Annotated in this window: 17 protein-coding genes, 9 tRNA genes and 1 rRNA gene; all 27 read right to left on the bottom strand. The window is 38.3% G+C overall.

Annotation, left to right across the window (positions count from 1 at the left end; genetic code table 11):
* Window positions 1–325: 325 nt before the first annotated feature.
* Window positions 326–1,895 (bottom strand): 16S ribosomal RNA (locus AXY_RS01950).
* A 100-nt stretch (window positions 1,896–1,995) separates the two neighbouring features.
* Window positions 1,996–2,072, bottom strand: a tRNA-Ile gene (locus AXY_RS01945).
* Between the two features lie 6 nt (window positions 2,073–2,078).
* A tRNA-Gly gene (locus tag AXY_RS01940) sits at window positions 2,079–2,152 on the bottom strand.
* Window positions 2,153–2,268: 116 nt separating this feature from the next.
* Window positions 2,269–2,352, bottom strand: a tRNA-Leu gene (locus AXY_RS01935).
* Between the two features lie 17 nt (window positions 2,353–2,369).
* Window positions 2,370–2,442, bottom strand: a tRNA-Lys gene (locus AXY_RS01930).
* A 111-nt stretch (window positions 2,443–2,553) separates the two neighbouring features.
* A tRNA-Gln gene (locus tag AXY_RS01925) sits at window positions 2,554–2,628 on the bottom strand.
* A gap of 8 nt (window positions 2,629–2,636) precedes the next feature.
* Window positions 2,637–2,713, bottom strand: a tRNA-Asp gene (locus tag AXY_RS01920).
* 32 nt (window positions 2,714–2,745) lie between these two features.
* Window positions 2,746–2,820 (bottom strand) — tRNA-Glu (locus AXY_RS01915).
* Between the two features lie 13 nt (window positions 2,821–2,833).
* Window positions 2,834–2,926: transfer RNA gene (locus tag AXY_RS01910), tRNA-Ser, on the bottom strand.
* A 1-nt stretch (window position 2,927) separates the two neighbouring features.
* Window positions 2,928–3,002, bottom strand: a tRNA-Asn gene (locus AXY_RS01905).
* Between the two features lie 144 nt (window positions 3,003–3,146).
* Window positions 3,147–3,599, bottom strand: coding sequence for a SprT family protein (locus AXY_RS01900; protein ID WP_015009096.1), 453 nt, complete (start codon window positions 3,597–3,599; stop codon window positions 3,147–3,149).
* 88 nt (window positions 3,600–3,687) lie between these two features.
* Window positions 3,688–4,620: a carbamate kinase gene (arcC, locus tag AXY_RS01895; protein WP_015009095.1), complete on the bottom strand. Its 933-nt coding sequence runs from the start codon at window positions 4,618–4,620 to the stop codon at window positions 3,688–3,690.
* 216 nt (window positions 4,621–4,836) lie between these two features.
* On the bottom strand, window positions 4,837–7,008 hold the full coding sequence (locus AXY_RS01890; RefSeq protein WP_015009094.1) for a Tex family protein: 2,172 nt from the start codon (window positions 7,006–7,008) through the stop codon (window positions 4,837–4,839).
* Between the two features lie 84 nt (window positions 7,009–7,092).
* Entirely contained in the window at window positions 7,093–7,686 is a 594-nt protein-coding gene (locus AXY_RS01885; protein WP_015009093.1) for a SpoIIE family protein phosphatase, read from the bottom strand.
* Window positions 7,686–8,474: an RNA polymerase sigma factor SigB gene (gene sigB, locus AXY_RS01880; RefSeq protein ID WP_015009092.1), complete on the bottom strand. Its 789-nt coding sequence runs from the start codon at window positions 8,472–8,474 to the stop codon at window positions 7,686–7,688. Before sigB ends, AXY_RS01885 begins: the two co-directional genes overlap by 1 nt.
* A complete protein-coding gene (rsbW, locus tag AXY_RS01875) occupies window positions 8,449–8,922 on the bottom strand; it encodes an anti-sigma B factor RsbW (RefSeq protein ID WP_015009091.1) in 474 nt (157 codons plus the stop codon). The genes sigB and rsbW overlap by 26 nt, the downstream gene beginning before the upstream one ends.
* Complete coding sequence (locus tag AXY_RS01870; RefSeq protein ID WP_015009090.1) at window positions 8,919–9,257, bottom strand: STAS domain-containing protein; 339 nt, start codon at window positions 9,255–9,257, stop codon at window positions 8,919–8,921. Before AXY_RS01870 ends, rsbW begins: the two co-directional genes overlap by 4 nt.
* A 58-nt stretch (window positions 9,258–9,315) precedes the next feature.
* Complete coding sequence (locus AXY_RS01865; RefSeq protein ID WP_015009089.1) at window positions 9,316–10,326, bottom strand: PP2C family protein-serine/threonine phosphatase; 1,011 nt, start codon at window positions 10,324–10,326, stop codon at window positions 9,316–9,318.
* Between the two features lie 17 nt (window positions 10,327–10,343).
* Window positions 10,344–10,742, bottom strand: a complete 399-nt coding sequence (locus AXY_RS01860; protein ID WP_015009088.1) for an anti-sigma regulatory factor — start codon at window positions 10,740–10,742, stop codon at window positions 10,344–10,346.
* Window positions 10,743–10,744: 2 nt separating this feature from the next.
* Window positions 10,745–11,101 carry an STAS domain-containing protein gene (locus AXY_RS01855; protein WP_015009087.1) on the bottom strand — a complete coding sequence of 119 codons (357 nt, stop codon included), beginning with the start codon at window positions 11,099–11,101 and terminating at the stop codon, window positions 10,745–10,747.
* A gap of 4 nt (window positions 11,102–11,105) precedes the next feature.
* Window positions 11,106–11,975: an RsbT co-antagonist protein RsbRA gene (locus AXY_RS01850; RefSeq protein ID WP_015009086.1), complete on the bottom strand. Its 870-nt coding sequence runs from the start codon at window positions 11,973–11,975 to the stop codon at window positions 11,106–11,108.
* 184 nt (window positions 11,976–12,159) lie between these two features.
* On the bottom strand, window positions 12,160–12,510 hold the full coding sequence (locus AXY_RS01845) for a type II toxin-antitoxin system PemK/MazF family toxin (RefSeq protein WP_015009085.1): 351 nt from the start codon (window positions 12,508–12,510) through the stop codon (window positions 12,160–12,162).
* Window positions 12,511–12,514: 4 nt separating this feature from the next.
* Window positions 12,515–12,778 (bottom strand): hypothetical protein, encoded by a 264-nt coding sequence (locus AXY_RS01840; RefSeq protein WP_015009084.1) that lies wholly within the window; start codon window positions 12,776–12,778, stop codon window positions 12,515–12,517.
* Window positions 12,779–12,912: 134 nt separating this feature from the next.
* Window positions 12,913–14,049, bottom strand: coding sequence for an alanine racemase (alr, locus tag AXY_RS01835; RefSeq protein WP_015009083.1), 1,137 nt, complete (start codon window positions 14,047–14,049; stop codon window positions 12,913–12,915).
* A gap of 110 nt (window positions 14,050–14,159) precedes the next feature.
* A complete protein-coding gene (locus AXY_RS01830; protein ID WP_015009082.1) occupies window positions 14,160–15,182 on the bottom strand; it encodes a LolA family protein in 1,023 nt (340 codons plus the stop codon).
* A gap of 54 nt (window positions 15,183–15,236) precedes the next feature.
* Entirely contained in the window at window positions 15,237–16,739 is a 1,503-nt protein-coding gene (locus AXY_RS01825; RefSeq protein ID WP_015009081.1) for a bifunctional ADP-dependent NAD(P)H-hydrate dehydratase/NAD(P)H-hydrate epimerase, read from the bottom strand.
* 68 nt (window positions 16,740–16,807) lie between these two features.
* Window positions 16,808–17,164 (bottom strand): holo-ACP synthase, encoded by a 357-nt coding sequence (gene acpS / locus AXY_RS01820; RefSeq protein ID WP_015009080.1) that lies wholly within the window; start codon window positions 17,162–17,164, stop codon window positions 16,808–16,810.
* Window positions 17,165–17,216 lie beyond the last annotated feature (52 nt).

The following is a 17,216-nucleotide window of genomic DNA, read 5'->3' as shown; positions in this document are numbered from 1 at the left end:
GGATGTGGTGACTTCTGTGTTGTCACAAATGTTTTCGATGGGGCGAGTAATCGCAGTCCCACGGATGTGACGATTTTAACAGAAGATCCTTTGAGAGATTGATCTCTCAAAACTGAACCAAACAACTGAATTGTTAAGTCAGCCCATAGGGCTGTTCCTAGATCAGTCTAGCTCCGACGCCTTATCGACTAGCAGATTTCGAATGCCTTCCTACGATAAGTCAATATCGATTCACTTACGTTCATCGTATTTCCTTTATCTCGTCAGGCCTTCTCCAATCTGTACGTCGATGAGCAAGGCGTCTCCACTTCCTGATTTTCCTTAGAAAGGAGGTGATCCAGCCGCACCTTCCGATACGGCTACCTTGTTACGACTTCACCCCAATCATTGGCCCCACCTTCGGCGGCTGGCTCGCTAAAAGCGTTACCTCACCGACTTCGGGTGTTGCTAACTCTCGTGGTGTGACGGGCGGTGTGTACAAGACCCGGGAACGTATTCACCGCGGCATTCTGATCCGCGATTACTAGCGATTCCGGCTTCATGTAGGCGAGTTGCAGCCTACAATCCGAACTGAAAATGGTTTTATGGGATTGGCTCCACCTCGCGGTTTCGCAGCCCTTTGTACCATCCATTGTAGCACGTGTGTAGCCCAGGTCATAAGGGGCATGATGATTTGACGTCATCCCAACCTTCCTCCGGTTTGTCACCGGCAGTCAACTTAGAGTGCCCAACTAAATGCTGGCAACTAAGTTCAAGGGTTGCGCTCGTTGCGGGACTTAACCCAACATCTCACGACACGAGCTGACGACAACCATGCACCACCTGTCACCGCTGTCCCCGAAGGGAAAGCTATGTCTCCATAGCGGTCAGCGGGATGTCAAGACCTGGTAAGGTTCTTCGCGTTGCTTCGAATTAAACCACATGCTCCACCGCTTGTGCGGGTCCCCGTCAATTCTTTTGAGTTTCAGCCTTGCGGCCGTACTCCCCAGGCGGAGTGCTTAATGCGTTAACGCCAGCACTAAGGGGCGGAAACCCCCTAACACCTAGCACTCATCGTTTACGGCGTGGACTACCAGGGTATCTAATCCTGTTCGCTACCCACGCTTTCGCGCCTCAGCGTCAGTTACAGACCAGAGAGTCGCCTTCGCCACTGGTGTTCCTCCACATCTCTACGCATTTCACCGCTACACGTGGAATTCCACTCTCCTCTTCTGTCCTCAAGTTCTCCAGTTTCCAATGACCGCTTGCGGTTGAGCCGCAAGATTTCACATCAGACTTAAAGAACCGCCTGCGCGCGCTTTACGCCCAATAATTCCGGACAACGCTTGCCCCCTACGTATTACCGCGGCTGCTGGCACGTAGTTAGCCGGGGCTTTCTCGTTAGGTACCGTCAAGGTACCACCCTATTCGAATGGTACGTGTTCTTCCCTAACAACAGAACTTTACGATCCGAAGACCTTCTTCGTTCACGCGGCGTTGCTCCGTCAGACTTTCGTCCATTGCGGAAGATTCCCTACTGCTGCCTCCCGTAGGAGTCTGGGCCGTGTCTCAGTCCCAGTGTGGCCGATCACCCTCTCAGGTCGGCTACGCATCGTTGCCTTGGTGAGCTTTTATCTCACCAACTAGCTAATGCGCCGCGGGCCCATCTATAAGTGATAGCTTGCGCCATCTTTTATCCTCTTGTCAGGAGACAAAAGGTTTTATCCGGTATTAGCTCACGTTTCCGTAAGTTATCCCAGTCTTATAGGCAGGTTGCCCACGTGTTACTCACCCATCCGCCGCTCGATCCATTAAACGTCACTCCGAAGAGATCTGTTTAATTTCACGCGCTCGACTTGCATGTATTAGGCACGCCGCCAGCGTTCATCCTGAGCCAAGATCAAACTCTCAATAAAATTGATAGAGTTACGATTAACTCAATTTTGAAGCACTAGCTTCTTCTTACTTGTTTTTCTTAACATCTTTCGTTGTTTGGATTCAGTTTTCAAAGATCAATGGTGGGCCTAAGTGGACTCGAACCACCGACCTCACGCTTATCAGGCGTGCGCTCTAACCAGCTGAGCTATAGGCCCATTGTTTGGAGCGGGTGAAGAGAATCGAACTCTCGTCATCAGCTTGGAAGGCTGAGGTTTTACCATTAAACTACACCCGCAAATAATAAGTAGAATAAAGTGTATTAACTTTTTAAATGTTGTTATCGCTCTAACAAGCGACATCCTTGATTATAACACTGATCATTTTTGTTTGTCAACACTTTTTTTGAAAAAGTGCGGTCGAGAGGACTTGAACCTCCACCGAGTAAACCCCGACTAGGCCCTCAACCTAGCGCGTCTGCCATTCCGCCACGACCGCCTAATAAGAATGAAAAGTGAGCCATGAAGGATTCGAACCTTCGACCCTCTGATTAAAAGTCAGATGCTCTACCGACTGAGCTAATGGCTCATAATTAATAGCTTAAAACTAAGTTGGTCTACATTTTCAGTAGAAAACCCTTTAAAACAGACTGTTTTAAGGGTATCCTTATCGAAGTTATAAATGATCGAAAAAAGAAAATGGCTGGGCTAGCTGGATTCGAACCAACGCATGACGGAACCAAAAACCGTTGCCTTACCGCTTGGCGATAGCCCAATAAACAATGGCGGTCCGGACGGGACTCGAACCCGCGACCTCCTGCGTGACAGGCAGGCATTCTAACCAACTGAACTACCGGACCAATTTATTGTGTATGTTTTAATTAAATTGTAATGGTGACCCGTACGGGATTCGAACCCGTGTTACCGCCGTGAAAGGGCGGTGTCTTAACCGCTTGACCAACGGGCCAACTTTTAGAAAGTGGCGGAGAAGGAGGGATTTGAACCCTCGCGCCGGCAAATACCGACCTACACCCTTAGCAGGGGCGCCTCTTCAGCCTCTTGAGTACTTCTCCATGGCTCCACAGGTAGGATTCGAACCTACGACCGATCGGTTAACAGCCGATTGCTCTACCACTGAGCTACTGTGGAATATTTTTTGTTATTAGCGACGTTAAAAAATATACTACAATTCTTTTTCGCTGTCAACACATTTTCTCAAAAAAATTATTATCAAAATCACATACCTATAGTTTACTCGGTTTTATATACTTTGGTCAAGGGGTTCTCCATAATTTATTGGACAAGTTTTATTTTCCCTTTGCAAACCCCACAACTATACTTATTAATGTTTACTTTTCTTTTTCTTTTATACAGTTGTCCGCATTGTATACATTCATAATGATGTAAGTCGACTATCTTCTGTTGTTCAGAAGGTAGAGGGCGACAATACCGTGGAGATTTGGTGTTTGCTAATAAAGCTTTAAATTCTGCACTACCATGTCCGTATGGTTTTCCTTCTATGTGTAAGTGATAATGACAAAGTTCATGTTTAATGATTCCGATCAACTCTGATTTACCTAATTCTAATAAGTACTTTCGATTAATTTCAATCTTACGTTGTTTTGGGAGGTAACGACCACCCACAGTTCTTAATCTAGAATTGAAACAGGCTTGATCATAAAAAGGTTTATTGAAATATTCGATCGAGATTTCGGCTACAAGTTCTTGCAATTGATTATCATCCATCTTCTCAATCCCTTTTTCTGTACTAAACGAATTATAAACATTTTTTAAAATAAATCAAGCCCATAAAATAAATTATGAGCTGACTTTATTAATAAATACGTGTTCCGATATCTGTTGTAAAAATATTAGCGACATTATCTAAAGATGTAATGATGGCCTGCTTTGTACGATTTGAATGTTCAACAAATCTTATAGCTGCTTCAACCTTTGGTAACATACTACCCGAAGCAAAATGGCCTTTATCAATATGTTGTTTCAGTTCTTCTACAGATATAGTTTTAATTTGCTTTTGATTTGGTTGATTATAATCAAGATACGCATGATCTACAGCCGTTAATATAATTAATAGATCTGCTTTAATTTGTTCTGCTAATTTCTCTGAAGCAAAATCTTTATCAATTACAGCTTCTACACCTGATACTTCCCCATTGTCCTCTACAACAGGAATACCACCGCCACCTGCAGCGATTGTGATCGCACCCATTTCAACGAGTTTCTCGATTAATGGTGCTTCTGTCACACTTATCGGCTTAGGAGATGGAACTACTTTACGCCATCCTCGACCGGAATCTTCTATATAGATATCCTGGTCATTTTTTCGATTTTTTTCTTCTTCTGATAAGAATGGTCCCACTGGCTTCGTTGGGTGACTAAAAGCAGGATCGTCTTTACTCACTATTACTTGCGTCAACAAAGTGATGACTTCTTTGTTTATCCCTGCTTCCTTTAGTGTCTCTCTTAAAACAAGTTGCAACCAATAACCGATACTCCCTTGTGTCATGGCTACACATGTATCCAATGGTAATGCCGGATTTTCCTTAGAATCTGCAGCGCTTTGTTGTAAAAGCAGATTACCTACTTGAGGACCATTCCCATGAGAGATAATTAACTCATGGCCTTGTTCGATTAATGGAACAAGCTTCTTGGCTGTGCTTCTTAATGCCAATTGTTGCGCTTTTGCACTTGGATCCTTTGTTAGAATGGCGTTGCCACCTAATGCTATCACAATTCTCTTTTTCATTTGCTTCATCCACCTCGCTCGGTAATTTGAAAAATTATGGTGCAACCTTGAATATTATTACGTTTTTTCTATTTGTTATTGTATATTTATACAGCTTATCCGTAAAGTTTTTTTGCTCTATTTTTAATTTTTAGATAATTTGAACTAGCTCCCTAGAAAAAAATCCCCTATAAATAAGTTAAGCCAACTTATCTATAGGGGAAGCTTTGTTAATTTCTAGTCCTCTTTTATCATTGATAAAGCAATTCGTTCTTTTTGGAGATCAATATCAATCACCCAAACGGTAATGACGTCTCCAACAGCAACAAGATCTTTCGGATGTTTAACATATTGTTTTGACATTTTTGATATATGGACTAAGCCGTCTTGTTTTACACCGATATCAACAAAGATACCAAAGTCAACGACATTTCTTACCGTCCCTTGAAGCTCAATACCTGGTTTGAGGTCTTCCATTGATAAGACATTCTTCTTAAGCAATGGCTTAGGTAAATCATCACGTAAATCTCGTGATGGGCGGCTAAGTGCTTCAACGATATCACGAAGAGTAGGTTCACCAATCTGAAGTTCATCTGCAACTTCAGCAATATTTAATTTAATTAACTTATCTTGCAATGTTGCCGTTCCAAGATCAGTCTTTTGACAATCAATCATCTTAAGAAGTTTTTCTGTCACTTTGTAACTTTCAGGGTGAATTGGTGTACGATCTAATGGCTCAGTTCCATCATTGATTCGCAGAAAACCAATACTTTGCTGATAAGTCTTTTTACCAAGTCGAGGAATATCCTCAAGTTGTTTTCTATTACTGAAAAACCCTAGTTCTTCTCGCTTTTTCACAATATTATTAGCCACCGTTTTACTTAGACCTGATACATACTGCAGCAATGAAACAGATGCCGTATTTACATTAACACCAACTTGGTTAACTGCTGTTTCGACTACGAACGTTAAAGAGTCAGCTAATTTCTTCTGACTAACATCATGCTGATATTGACCAACGCCAATTGACTTTGGATCAATTTTCACAAGCTCTGCAAGAGGATCTTGGACACGTCTAGCAATTGAGACTGCACTTCGTTCTTCTACTTGTAAATCCGGAAATTCTTCACGGGCTAATTTAGAAGCTGAGTAGACACTTGCACCCGATTCATTAACAATTAAATATGAGACATTTAACTGTTCATCATTAATAAAGTCAGCAATAAATTGTTCAGTCTCTCGTGATGCCGTTCCATTTCCAATAGCAATTAGTTGAACTTGGTAATCGTTTATCATACGTCCAACTACTTTTCTTGCACCTTTAATATCATTTTTAGGTGCTGTTGGATAAATGACATCAACAGCTAATACTTTTCCTGTCTCATCTATAACAGCTAATTTACATCCTGTTCTAAAGGCAGGATCAACTCCAAGTATTGTTTGTCTTTTGAGTGGGGGTTGTAGTAATAAATGACGTAAATTCATTGAGAAAATATCAATAGCTTGTTCTTCCGCTTGTTCAGTTAATGTTGATCGAATTTCACGTTCTATCGATGGTTGAATTAAGCGCTTATAACTATCAGCAATTGCTGCTTGTAGAAATTCACGTACTTGTTGATCAGTCGTCGGTTTAATAATTTGCCGTTCTAGGTAGTTTTGAATGTGCTCAATCGATACATTAATACTAACTCGAATAACATCTTCTTTCTCCGCACGATTCATCGCTAAAATACGGTGAGACACAACTGTTTTGATCGGTTCTGTATAATCGTAGTACATTTGGTAGACGTGTTTTTCGTCTAATGATTCATCTTTAACAGTTGCATTAATTTGTCCTTGGTTAAAAGTTTGATTCCTTATGTAATCTCGATAAGTCGCATCATCAGAGATCCATTCAGCAATAATATCATTTGCACCATTCAATACATCTTCTATCGTTGCTAAATCATTTTCTTCTGATATATAGGCTTTAGCTTCAGTACTAATATCCTTGCTTTCTTGCTCCCAAATTAATTGCGCTAGTGGCTCTAACCCTTTTTCCTTAGCAATCGTTGCTCTTGTTCTCCGTTTCTGCTTGTATGGTCGATAAAGATCTTCAAGTCGTTGGAGCTGATCCGCTGCTAATATATCTTTCCTTAATTCGTCAGTAAGCTTTCCTTGTTCATCAATCAGTCGAATCACTTCTTGTTTTCGATTAGCTAATTGTACAGTGTAGGACCATTGATCTTCAATCGCCTTAATCTGAACCTCATCTAAGCCACCTGTCTGTTCTTTTCGATATCGGGCAATAAACGGTACTGTATTACCTTCCTCTAAAAGACCAATGACTTGTTTCACGACATTTGGTTTAAGTGCGATTTTCTTCGCTACGTCACCTATCAATTCTGATTGATTAAATGTTTCGTCCATGTTAGTTCCTCCATTCTTCTTCAGTTCATTTTAACAAAAAAAATGAAAAAGCTCTATGATATCTGGCGATGTAATCATAGAGCTTTAAATATATTTCATAACTGCAAGTGTTGTATCATCATCTCGTGTTGGTTCCATTTTTGAAGCAAATGCTTCAGTAATCTCATAGACGCTTTGCTTATCAAATAATCGATCGGTTAATTCATGAGCTAACACACCATCAGAGAACATAATAAAGATCGTATCAGTTTTAAAAGTACCGTTTATGACCTTTGCTTTTGGCAAGTAGCCACCTAAATAGCCTGACATTGGTATGTTTCTTCTTTTTCTCCCGTCCGAATTAATTGTCATTAAGCCAATATTACCGATAGAGGAATAAGTAAATTGTTCAGTTTTTAAATTTAGTTGTAATATTCCTAATACGACTCCGCGTTTACCAATCAAGGCATGGTTGCTTAATCTAATCATTTCAGTAATTGACATAAATGGATTAGATTTAATCACATTAACAACCGCTTGTGATGATTCATTTGCAAGTGTTCCACTACCAAGACCGTCAACGATCACACAGATAAAATAATCGCCCTCTTGATAGTAGAAATAACTATCACCACAATCAACATTACCGTGTTTAACTTTTTGAAAAACTGAGATATCTATATGTTTTGTTCGAATCATTAGTCTATAACACCTATTCCATCTGCTTGTAAAGCTTCTCTTAATTTTAATAACGCTCGACGTTGGATACGCGAAACATGCATTTGTGAGATGTCAAGGAGATCTCCAGCCTCTTTTTGACTCATATTATCAAAATAAGTATATTGCAAAATCTTCTGTTCTCGTTCTGACAATATAGGTAATACTTTTTCTAACAAAAGTCGTAAATCAGTTCTTTCAAAATTATCATCCTGATCTCCAATCAAATCAAGAATTGACACTGTACTGCCGTCAGAGTTAGCCTCAATTTTCTTATCGACTGATAATGCTTTATAGCTTTGCCCCATCTCCATTGTTTCAAGCACTTCTTCTTCTGAGACGTCTAAATAATCTGCTATTTCCGCAACAGTAGGAGACCTTTGATACATAACAGTTAATTCTTCTGTCGCTCTCTTAATTCTTGGACCTAGTTCCTTTATTCGGCGTGGTACGTGGACACTCCACGTTTTGTCACGGATAAATCGTTTAATTTCACCAATAATGGTTGGAATTGCGAATGATTCAAAGGATTTACCTAATGTAGAATCATACCTTCTTATTGCAGCTAACAACCCTAGCATTCCTACCTGGACGAGATCTTCGTGGATAGAGCTGTTTTTTGCATATTTTCTTGCAATCGAACGAACTAAATTTTGATAGGTTAGGACGATTTTTTCTTGAGTTTTCTCATCTTTAGGGTTTTCCTGAAGGTACTCAATCCATTGGTAAACCTCATCCTCACGACTATTGTGTGGTTGAGATTTCGTCATCTATTTCCACCTCATTTGTGGGGAGCTTTTTTGTCATTAAAACTATGACACCAAAACTATTATTAATTTCAACCTTATCCATCAATGCATCAATAAGGAAAAGACCAAACCCTCCTTCTCGAAGATTCTCGATCTTTTCATTTTGTTGATAAGGTCCAATATGTTGCTTCACTTCGTCTAGGTCAAAACTTCCACCACGATCAGCAACCATAATTTCTAATCGATCTGGATAAATCCCAAATCCAATCGTGACTTCCCCTTCTTCTCCGTCATCGTATGCATGCGTCGTTGCATTTGTCATAGCTTCAGAAATAGCCACTTTAAGGTCTTCTATATCTTCATAAGAAAATCCCATTCGATTGGCAATACCAGAAACACTTAAACGAACTACACCGACATATTCCGGTTTTGCCGGTAGTCTCATCTCCACAAAGTCAAATTCCCTCATTTATTACCACCCCGTAGTGAGTTTTCAATTGTCATGATCTTATCTAAACTCGTAATCTTAAATAATCGTTCTACCCGCTCTTGAAGGTTAATCAGTTTAAATGATGAATTATGCTCTTTTGAAGATTTTAATGCACTTATGAAGACACCTAAACCTGTACTATCCATATATTTCACATTTTCTAAATCAACAATAACTTCTTTCCCTGTTTCTTTAGTCAATGGTAATAATGCTTCTTTTAATTTCGGTGCTGTATACGCATCAATTTCTCCTGATAATAGCAGTTTTTTTGATAATTGATCATCAATTATCTCAAGATCTAAATTAATGTTCATTCAACCTCTTCCCTTCTACCTGTACAATTAAATTATGTAATTCCCCATTAGACTTTTGTTAAACCTCTTTTTTAATAATCAGTAGTGTGAAATCATCACGTAACTGAAAATCTTGAAGTGCTTCAAAATGGCGAAATACTTTTTCGACAGCTTCTTGTGCTGGTAAGTGAATATAACTTTGAATAACTTTAAGAATTTGTTCCCGCTCAATAAAGTGATCACCTAAGCGACACTCCGTCACACCGTCTGTTAATAAAACCAAACAATCACCCTCGTCAATCTTGCGACTAAATTGTTGGTACTTTGTATCATCTTTGACACCAAGAACTAAGCCAGGCGCATGAATTTCCTCAAATTCCTGCTGCTTAGCATGATAATAAAAGCATGGCTCATGGCCAGCTGATGCGTAAGAGAATGTCTCAGTTTTTGGATTATAGAGTCCATAAAACATGGTAATAAACATACTTGGATCAACATTTCGCTCCACGACTCGGTTCAAGTTTTCTAAAATCATTTTCGGTTCTTGATAACTCTCTGTGAAACTATCCATCGAGTATTTAATCATCGACATCGCTAGGGCAGCTGGTATCCCTTTACCGATTACATCTGCCAGTGCAATACCTAATTGATCTTCTTTGTTTGTGACAAAGTGGTAATAGTCACCGTTCATCGTACTTGCTGGCACACTAATGGCACCAATATCTAAACCTTTGATTACAGGCTTTACTGTCGATAGTAATGTCTTCTGCATGTCAGCAGCAACGGAAATTTCTGATTCTAGTTTGGATTGCTTTTCTCTTAAAAACTGGTTTTCTTGTAGTGCTAGTCCATATGAAATCATTGCCTCTAACAAGAAATATAGTGAATCTTTTATTTCTCTAGGTAAATCCGGGTACAAATCTTGAAGTGCCTCGATATGAATTTGAATCATTTCTTCCGGTGAAATATTATGTTTAACTGATAGTCGACTAAATTGTTCAGCTTGATATAGGGCTGTTTCATCATTAGTTAATAAATAATCTTTTAATAATTGCCGATAATTATGCAAATCAAAATGAGCTGTCTCCATACGAACGCTTCACCCCATTATCTAACCCATTTTATAACTTCAATCCTCGTCCCATCTTGGTCTGATTGGATATTAAATTGATCCATTAGTCTTTTCACACCTGGCAAACCCGCTCCAAGACCACCAGATGTCGAATACCCATCCTGCATCACTTGGCCAATATCCTGAATCCCCGGGCCATTATCAATTGCACAGATCTTCAAACCTTTTCGGTTAATTTGATCAATGACGTCAAAACATACTTTTCCTGATTTAGCATATAAATAAATATTTCTAGTTAACTCTGAAATTGCTGTTGCGATTCGTGCTTGGTCAACCGTATTAAACCCCAATTGCTTCGCATATTGTCTACCTAATTGTCGAGCCCCCACAATATCAATTTCCTGATGAATATTAACACAGGGTTTGAATTCCATCATCACCCCTCCAATTCCTGGCGAAGTTTAATCAAACCTTGCTCTAGGTTTAATGCTGTTTGAACGTCTTGCATATGGATGCCTAACTCAATCAGCGTCATCGCCACTGCAGGTTGAATACCAGTTAAAACCACTTTTGCCCCCATTAGATCTGACATAGTAACGACATCACCAAGAACTTTCGCAATGAAAGAATCTATGATGTCCACAGAAGTTAAATCAATTACAACACCTTTTGCACCACTCTTATAAATTTGGTTTAGTAAATCTTCTTGAAATTGAATAGCGGTTTTGTCATCTAATTCTACTTGAATTGAAATAAGCAAATAATTCTGTAATTTCAGAATAGGGATACGCAAGAGATCACTCCTTTTCTATTGATTTCATAATATCTTCGATCATTTCTTTACTTTTATCTTCTTTAATAATCTTTCTTCCGGTCATTTCAAGGGCTGTCTCAAAACCTTTTCTTAAAGAAGATCGTGTCGGGAACCTTGATAGATCAATACCTAAATTAACAATTGTCTGTGCAATTTCAGGGCGAATACCTACCAATATACAATTTGCTCCAATTAATCTGACTGCTTCTGCTGCTTGGATCAAGTGATGCGCAACCATAGTATCCACTACTGGTACACCTGTAATATCAATTAAAACAACTTCAGCATTATGCTTGATAACACCTTGAAGTAAGTTTTCCATAATGAGTTTTGCGCGTTCTGTATCGATAGTTCCAATTAAAGGCATAATCGTGATGTTCCTCATCACAGGAATTAACGGTGCAGATAACTCTTGCAAAGCTACTCTTTGTAATGAAACAGTATGCTCCCAATTTCCTGAATACTCGTCAACAAGCTTATTAATAATTGGATCTACCCAACCATTCACTTTATCAATAATAATTGAAAAATAATCACTATCAATCTTTTGACTTTGACTTAAGATAAAATCAAATACAACACGTCTAAATGTCGTTAATCCATCCGTTAAATAAGATAGCGGCCAACCTAAGTGGACTAATCTTTCAGAAAACGTCTCAATTTCACTCGTTAAACGATCTTCATCTAGACTTTTAAAAATAACATTTACAAATTCTCGATTAGTGCTGTGGAATAAATCTTCTGAGATTGATGTCGTATACTCATCAATCCGTTTTTCAGAAACTATCTTCAACCAATTTTTGATAATAATATCACTGTTGTTAATAATGATTTGATTAACTCGCTTTGGCAAAGTACTAACCACCTTTATTATTAATTGTAAACGTATTCGATAATATCTTTAATTTAACATTAAATGCAGTTAAAAACTATAAGATTACTCTATTTTAATTAAATATTTTAAAAAAAGTAAACAAAAAGCCCTTGTCAGTACAAACAAGTGCTTCTTCCGTCATCTAGTAAAAATTATTTATCTATTAAATATGAGTTAAACCTAAACTTATTTCAAGTGCTTGATCAATTTTATCCATCATCTGACCATCTAACTGCGTGATTTTATCAGTCAATCGCTGTTTATCTATAGTTCGGATTTGTTCAAGCAAAATTACCGAATCACGTTCGAATCCGTATTTTTCCGCTTCAATTTCAACATGCGTTGGCAATTTTGCCTTTTGAATTTGAGCAGTGATCGCAGCTACAATAACGGTCGGGCTAAATCGATTGCCGATGTTATTTTGAATCACTAGTACCGGACGAACGCCACCTTGCTCAGAACCAACAACTGGTGACAGGTCAGCGAAATAAACTTCGCCTCTTTTTACGATCAAACTATCACACCCCGCTCACTAAGCGTTCTAAGGTGATTTCGGCCTCCTCTTCAACTAAAAAAGATTCTGCAGCGATGTTAAGGTTAATCTTTGCCATTTCCATATATCCGCGTTGCATATATTCTCGTATGTGTTGTTCTTTTTTATCATTTACATAAGATTTTGCCGCTTGGATCAGCAGATCACTTAATTCTTTATCTTCTTCTACCAAGAGTCCATTCACCTCTTTTAATAGGTTTTCAGGTAACTTTACAACAACTTCTTTCATGCTACTTGACAAAACCTCCACCTCCACACAATTATAAGCCATATAAATTCTCTCTTATCATACCATTGTCCACTATAGTTTTAAAGGTGTTTTTACTAGTTTTTTTATTTAAATATGTCAAATATATCAACTTTCTATTCTGTAGCTTTTTCATTTAAATACATACGTGGTAGTCGATCTGTCAATAAGCAAGCAACTTCATAATTAATAGTATCCAAATGCGTTGCAATTTCCTCCAAATAAATCGATTCTTTACCTTGCTGCCCAATAAAAGTAACTTCTGTACCAATAGGATATGCTTGATCTAGCCGAACCATACATTGATCCATACAAATTCGCCCAACTAGCGGCATTCTTTTTCCATCAATTAAAACTTCAAAATTTTGCCACCTTCTTTGAATCCCGTCACCATATCCGATTGGAATCGTTCCTATCCACTCATGTTTCTCCGCTTTATATGTTGTACCATAACTAATTGACTCACCGGGATTTACCCTTTTCACGTGTGAGAGTTGCGTCTTTAATGATAAAGCTGGTACGAGATCAAATGGACGATTTTCTTTTAAATAAGTTGATGGATATAACCCGTACATTCCAATACCAAATCGAACAGCATGATACAGGTGATTCAGATGTCTGAGTGAAACCGCACTATTACCGATATGAATTGTTAAATCCTGTTTTACTGATTGTTTGATTATTTCTAATAAAGGCTCAAATCGACTCACTTGGAATTCGTAATAATCTGTATCCTCTTCATCTGCTGTTGCAAAATGGGTGTATACACCAGTAACATTGATTCGACTTTGATCTAGTTTTCCAAGAAAGTCATTGAGTTCTGATTCTTCCCTTATCCCGATTCTTCCCATCCCAGTATCTAACTTAATGTGGATTGGGAGTTTGGCTGTTGAATTTGATAATTGATAATATGATTCTAGCCAGCTCGCTTGGAAAACTGTTAGAGTGATCCCATATTCGTTAGCTATGTCAGCAAATTCTGGTGCCACCCAGCCCATCACTAGTATCGGGGCAGCTATTCCTGATTCACGTAATTTAATCGCTTCTTCTAATAATGCGACAGCAAGTCCAGTTGCTCCTGCTTCTAATGCAGCCCTTGCTACTTGAACATCCCCATGTCCATAGCCATTTGCTTTAACTACTGCAATGATGTCTGTTTGTGGTTCTAACGTTGCTTGTAGTGAATGAATATTTTTTCTAATTGCTGATAAGTCTATTTCTATTTGTGCTGGTCGGTATTTTACTGACTTCATCTTCGACCTCCAGATATCCTCTTTTGTTTATTATCTTTTTTTATCAACATACTGTCAAATGCTTATCCAAATAAAAAACAGACCCTAGTTTAGGATCTGCTTAGCAATTGTTATTTTTCCATTTGTACCGCGAGAGATTGGGCTACTTCAATCATTTCATCGACTGAAAGTGTGTCACTAGCTAGATAATAATCGATTCCATTTTCTGACCATGATAGTGAGTGATCTGTTAAAGCACCAATCGTTGATCCAACAAGCACTGGTTCACCTAATGCACTTTCAGGCTGTCGATAAGCAACCATTTCAGAAGTTTTTGCTTCTTGTACAATTGTAAAGTCACGGTTTCCCTGATACGTTAAAACAACACGTCTACCGTCCTCTATTTCAAATTCAGATGTATCCGTTAATTGGCTATCGTAAGTAACTGATGGATACCTAATTGAAAAATCAGTTTGATCCATTTGTTCTTCCATGGTGCTAACAGGTAAACTAAATAATTGGCTTGTTAAATTAGCATCAACATCGAAGTATCCTTCGTCAAACTCAATATTTAATTCAAACGGTTCAAACATTACTTCCACTACAAGATTATAATCAGCATCATAGATTTTAACTAATTGAGGTGTTAATGTCTTTTGATCTAAATAAATCTCTTGCATTGGAAGGGTTTGATTTTGTTGATAATTTGTTAAAGTTGTGAAAATATAGTAATCATCAACTATCGTAAAATCTGCTTGCTCGTCATTTAAAATATCTGAAACTAAAGAGTGATACAAATATGGCTGACTTGCATTTGTTGGCCAATCTGATTGAAATCGGAAGCTTTTATTAAGTGAAGGTGTTAATACAAATACACCTTGTTCATTCTTTAAAATAATTTGACTTCCTTCTTCATCTTCTTCATTATGCATAAATACACGATAATAGTTATCAGCTTTAAATGCTACATCAATTTGAAATTGTTGGGCTGTTTCGCCCGTCTGCATTTCCATAATCGCTGTCGTTTGATAACTAGTTAATTCCGTAATTGATTTTTCAAGTTTTGCTACTACATCTTCTTTTGAAGCTTCACCACAACCCGCTATAATAAAGATTGAGAAAAGAATGAAACACCATTTCATCATTCTATTCATCGCTTCAACTCCTTTTACTCTAGTCAGAGAAAAAGGGAATGAATGTACCGCAGATTAATTTAAACATTTCCGAAAAGCATCAGGTAAAAAATTAATTAAATCCGTTGCCAATAGATCAGTTGTAGAATGATGATCTTCAATCGCAAGATCTGCTGCGAGCCCGTGAATATAACAGGCATTTGCAAGACTTGACTTTAACGAACCCTTTTGCATGATTTGTGCTAAGATGATACCTGCTAAACAATCGCCACTTCCACCTTTTGCAAGGCCAGGATTTCCTGTGGTGTTGATCGTCTGTTCCCCGTTTGGACAGGTAACAATTGTATATGCTCCTTTTAGAACTAAATAAACTTGATAGTTTTTTGCAAAGTCTTTTGCTACTTCAAATGGATTGTTTTTCACATATTGAATTGTTTGGTCAATTAACATAGCCATCTCGCCTGGATGAGGTGTTAAAATCGTCGGTGCCTTTCGTTCTGCCAGCTTCGCTAAGTGACTTTTTAGAAAATACAAGCCATCAGCATCAATGATAATAGGCTTGTCACTTTCGATGACAGCATCAAGCCATTGGCGTGACAGATCAGATCGACCCATTCCCATCCCGATTGCAATTGCATCGAAAGGCTGAATTCTCGATTCAAAATCCAGTTTCGGATCTGTTAAATCCATGTACGTAGCCTCAGTTACTGCACTTGCTACAATTGGTAAGACATCACTCGTTGATCCAACAGTTAATAATCCTACACCAGATCTAAGTGCTGCTGTAGCTGTTAACCGTACTGCCCCTGGCATTTCTTTATGTCCACCTATAACTAATCCTCTACCATGACTTCCTTTATGACTATGCTTGTCTCTCTTTGGTAAAGTTTGTTTGACTTTATCCAAGGTCCAAACGTCTGTTTTACAGGCTTCAAGTAAAGACTTTGGTAATCCGATCTCTACCGTCTCCCACTCACCATAAAAATTAGCATAGCGTTCAATAAAAGCACTTGGCTTTGGCGCCTCGATACAATATGTGATGTCTGCTTGAACTGCAAGTGTTGGCCCGTCCACCGTTTCAGCCGGTACACCACTCGGTAAATCGACTGCAATGACTGTCTTATTTAGTGAATTGATTAGTTTAACGATTGATCGATAAGGTTCTTTTAACTCTCCTTGAAAACCAATTCCTAACATGGCATCAATAATCACATCTGCTGATTGAATTATGTCTTGGTAAATGTCTGTTTGATTAATTTGGGTCATTTGATAGCCAAATTTCAAATAGATAGCTTTATGCTCAGCTGCATCTCCTTTAATCTGTTGATCAAATGCGATCTGGATTAAATTAACCTGAAAACCTAAATTGGCAAGTGTCCTAGCAATGACAAAACCATCACCACCATTATTACCTGCACCTACTAAGACTACGACTATTGAATCTTTACTAAGATGCTTGAGCACTTTTTCCGTAATTGCTCGACCAGCGTTTTCCATTAATAGTACACCTGATAAGTGATAGTCTTCCATCGCTTTTCGGTCAATATTATACATCTCTTTTGCGGTGACACTTTTCATTTTAGTCCCTCCTACCCGCACTACACTATATGAATTTGCCTCATTAAATATGCAGACAAGCTAAGCTTCTATTGTTCTAAAATTACTTGAGCAATGGCATATGTGCGGCTGTGTGATATTGAAATATGAGTTTTAAACTGATGTGTATGTGCAAATTGAAGTACAGGTTGACCTAGATCACCTGTTAGAATCTTAATATCGTGGAAGCTTATTTTTCCGATTCCAGTCCCATATGCTTTCGAAAAAGCCTCCTTACCAGCAAATCGACCTGCTAAAAACTCCACTTTAGCATGAGCCGTATTTTTCTGGTTAAATAATGTTTCTTCTTCTTGTGTTAAAATTTTTTTTACGATTCTTGGATTTCGTTGTAAAATCGTTTCAATCCGATCTAACTCTATAATATCAATTCCGATTCCGATTATCATTGGATCACCTTTTTATAAACTGTTATTATTATTATAGTATAACTAATAGATG

Source organism: Amphibacillus xylanus NBRC 15112 (assembly GCF_000307165.1).
Classification (GTDB): Bacteria; Bacillota; Bacilli; order Bacillales; family Amphibacillaceae; genus Amphibacillus; species Amphibacillus xylanus.
This window is presented reverse-complemented; position numbering and strand designations above follow the sequence as displayed.

Bases quoted from the DNA above. Each gene is read 5' to 3' on its own strand.
- alr (WP_015009083.1), bottom strand. From the start codon at position 14,049: ATGAAGTCAGTAAAATACCGACCAGCACAAATAGAAATAGACTTATCA.
- AXY_RS01890 (WP_015009094.1), bottom strand. From the start codon at position 7,008: ATGGACGAAACATTTAATCAATCAGAATTGATAGGTGACGTAGCGAAG.
- AXY_RS01840 (WP_015009084.1), bottom strand. From the start codon at position 12,778: ATGAAAGAAGTTGTTGTAAAGTTACCTGAAAACCTATTAAAAGAGGTG.
- AXY_RS01830 (WP_015009082.1), bottom strand. From the start codon at position 15,182: ATGAATAGAATGATGAAATGGTGTTTCATTCTTTTCTCAATCTTTATT.
- rsbW (WP_015009091.1), bottom strand. From the start codon at position 8,922: ATGAGGGAATTTGACTTTGTGGAGATGAGACTACCGGCAAAACCGGAA.
- AXY_RS01860 (WP_015009088.1), bottom strand. From the start codon at position 10,742: ATGGAATTCAAACCCTGTGTTAATATTCATCAGGAAATTGATATTGTG.
- AXY_RS01865 (WP_015009089.1), bottom strand. From the start codon at position 10,326: ATGGAGACAGCTCATTTTGATTTGCATAATTATCGGCAATTATTAAAA.
- AXY_RS01885 (WP_015009093.1), bottom strand. From the start codon at position 7,686: ATGATTCGAACAAAACATATAGATATCTCAGTTTTTCAAAAAGTTAAA.
- AXY_RS01870 (WP_015009090.1), bottom strand. From the start codon at position 9,257: ATGAACATTAATTTAGATCTTGAGATAATTGATGATCAATTATCAAAA.
- sigB (WP_015009092.1), bottom strand. From the start codon at position 8,474: ATGACGAAATCTCAACCACACAATAGTCGTGAGGATGAGGTTTACCAA.
- arcC (WP_015009095.1), bottom strand. From the start codon at position 4,620: ATGAAAAAGAGAATTGTGATAGCATTAGGTGGCAACGCCATTCTAACA.
- AXY_RS01900 (WP_015009096.1), bottom strand. From the start codon at position 3,599: ATGGATGATAATCAATTGCAAGAACTTGTAGCCGAAATCTCGATCGAA.
- AXY_RS01825 (WP_015009081.1), bottom strand. From the start codon at position 16,739: ATGAAAAGTGTCACCGCAAAAGAGATGTATAATATTGACCGAAAAGCG.
- acpS (WP_015009080.1), bottom strand. From the start codon at position 17,164: ATGATAATCGGAATCGGAATTGATATTATAGAGTTAGATCGGATTGAA.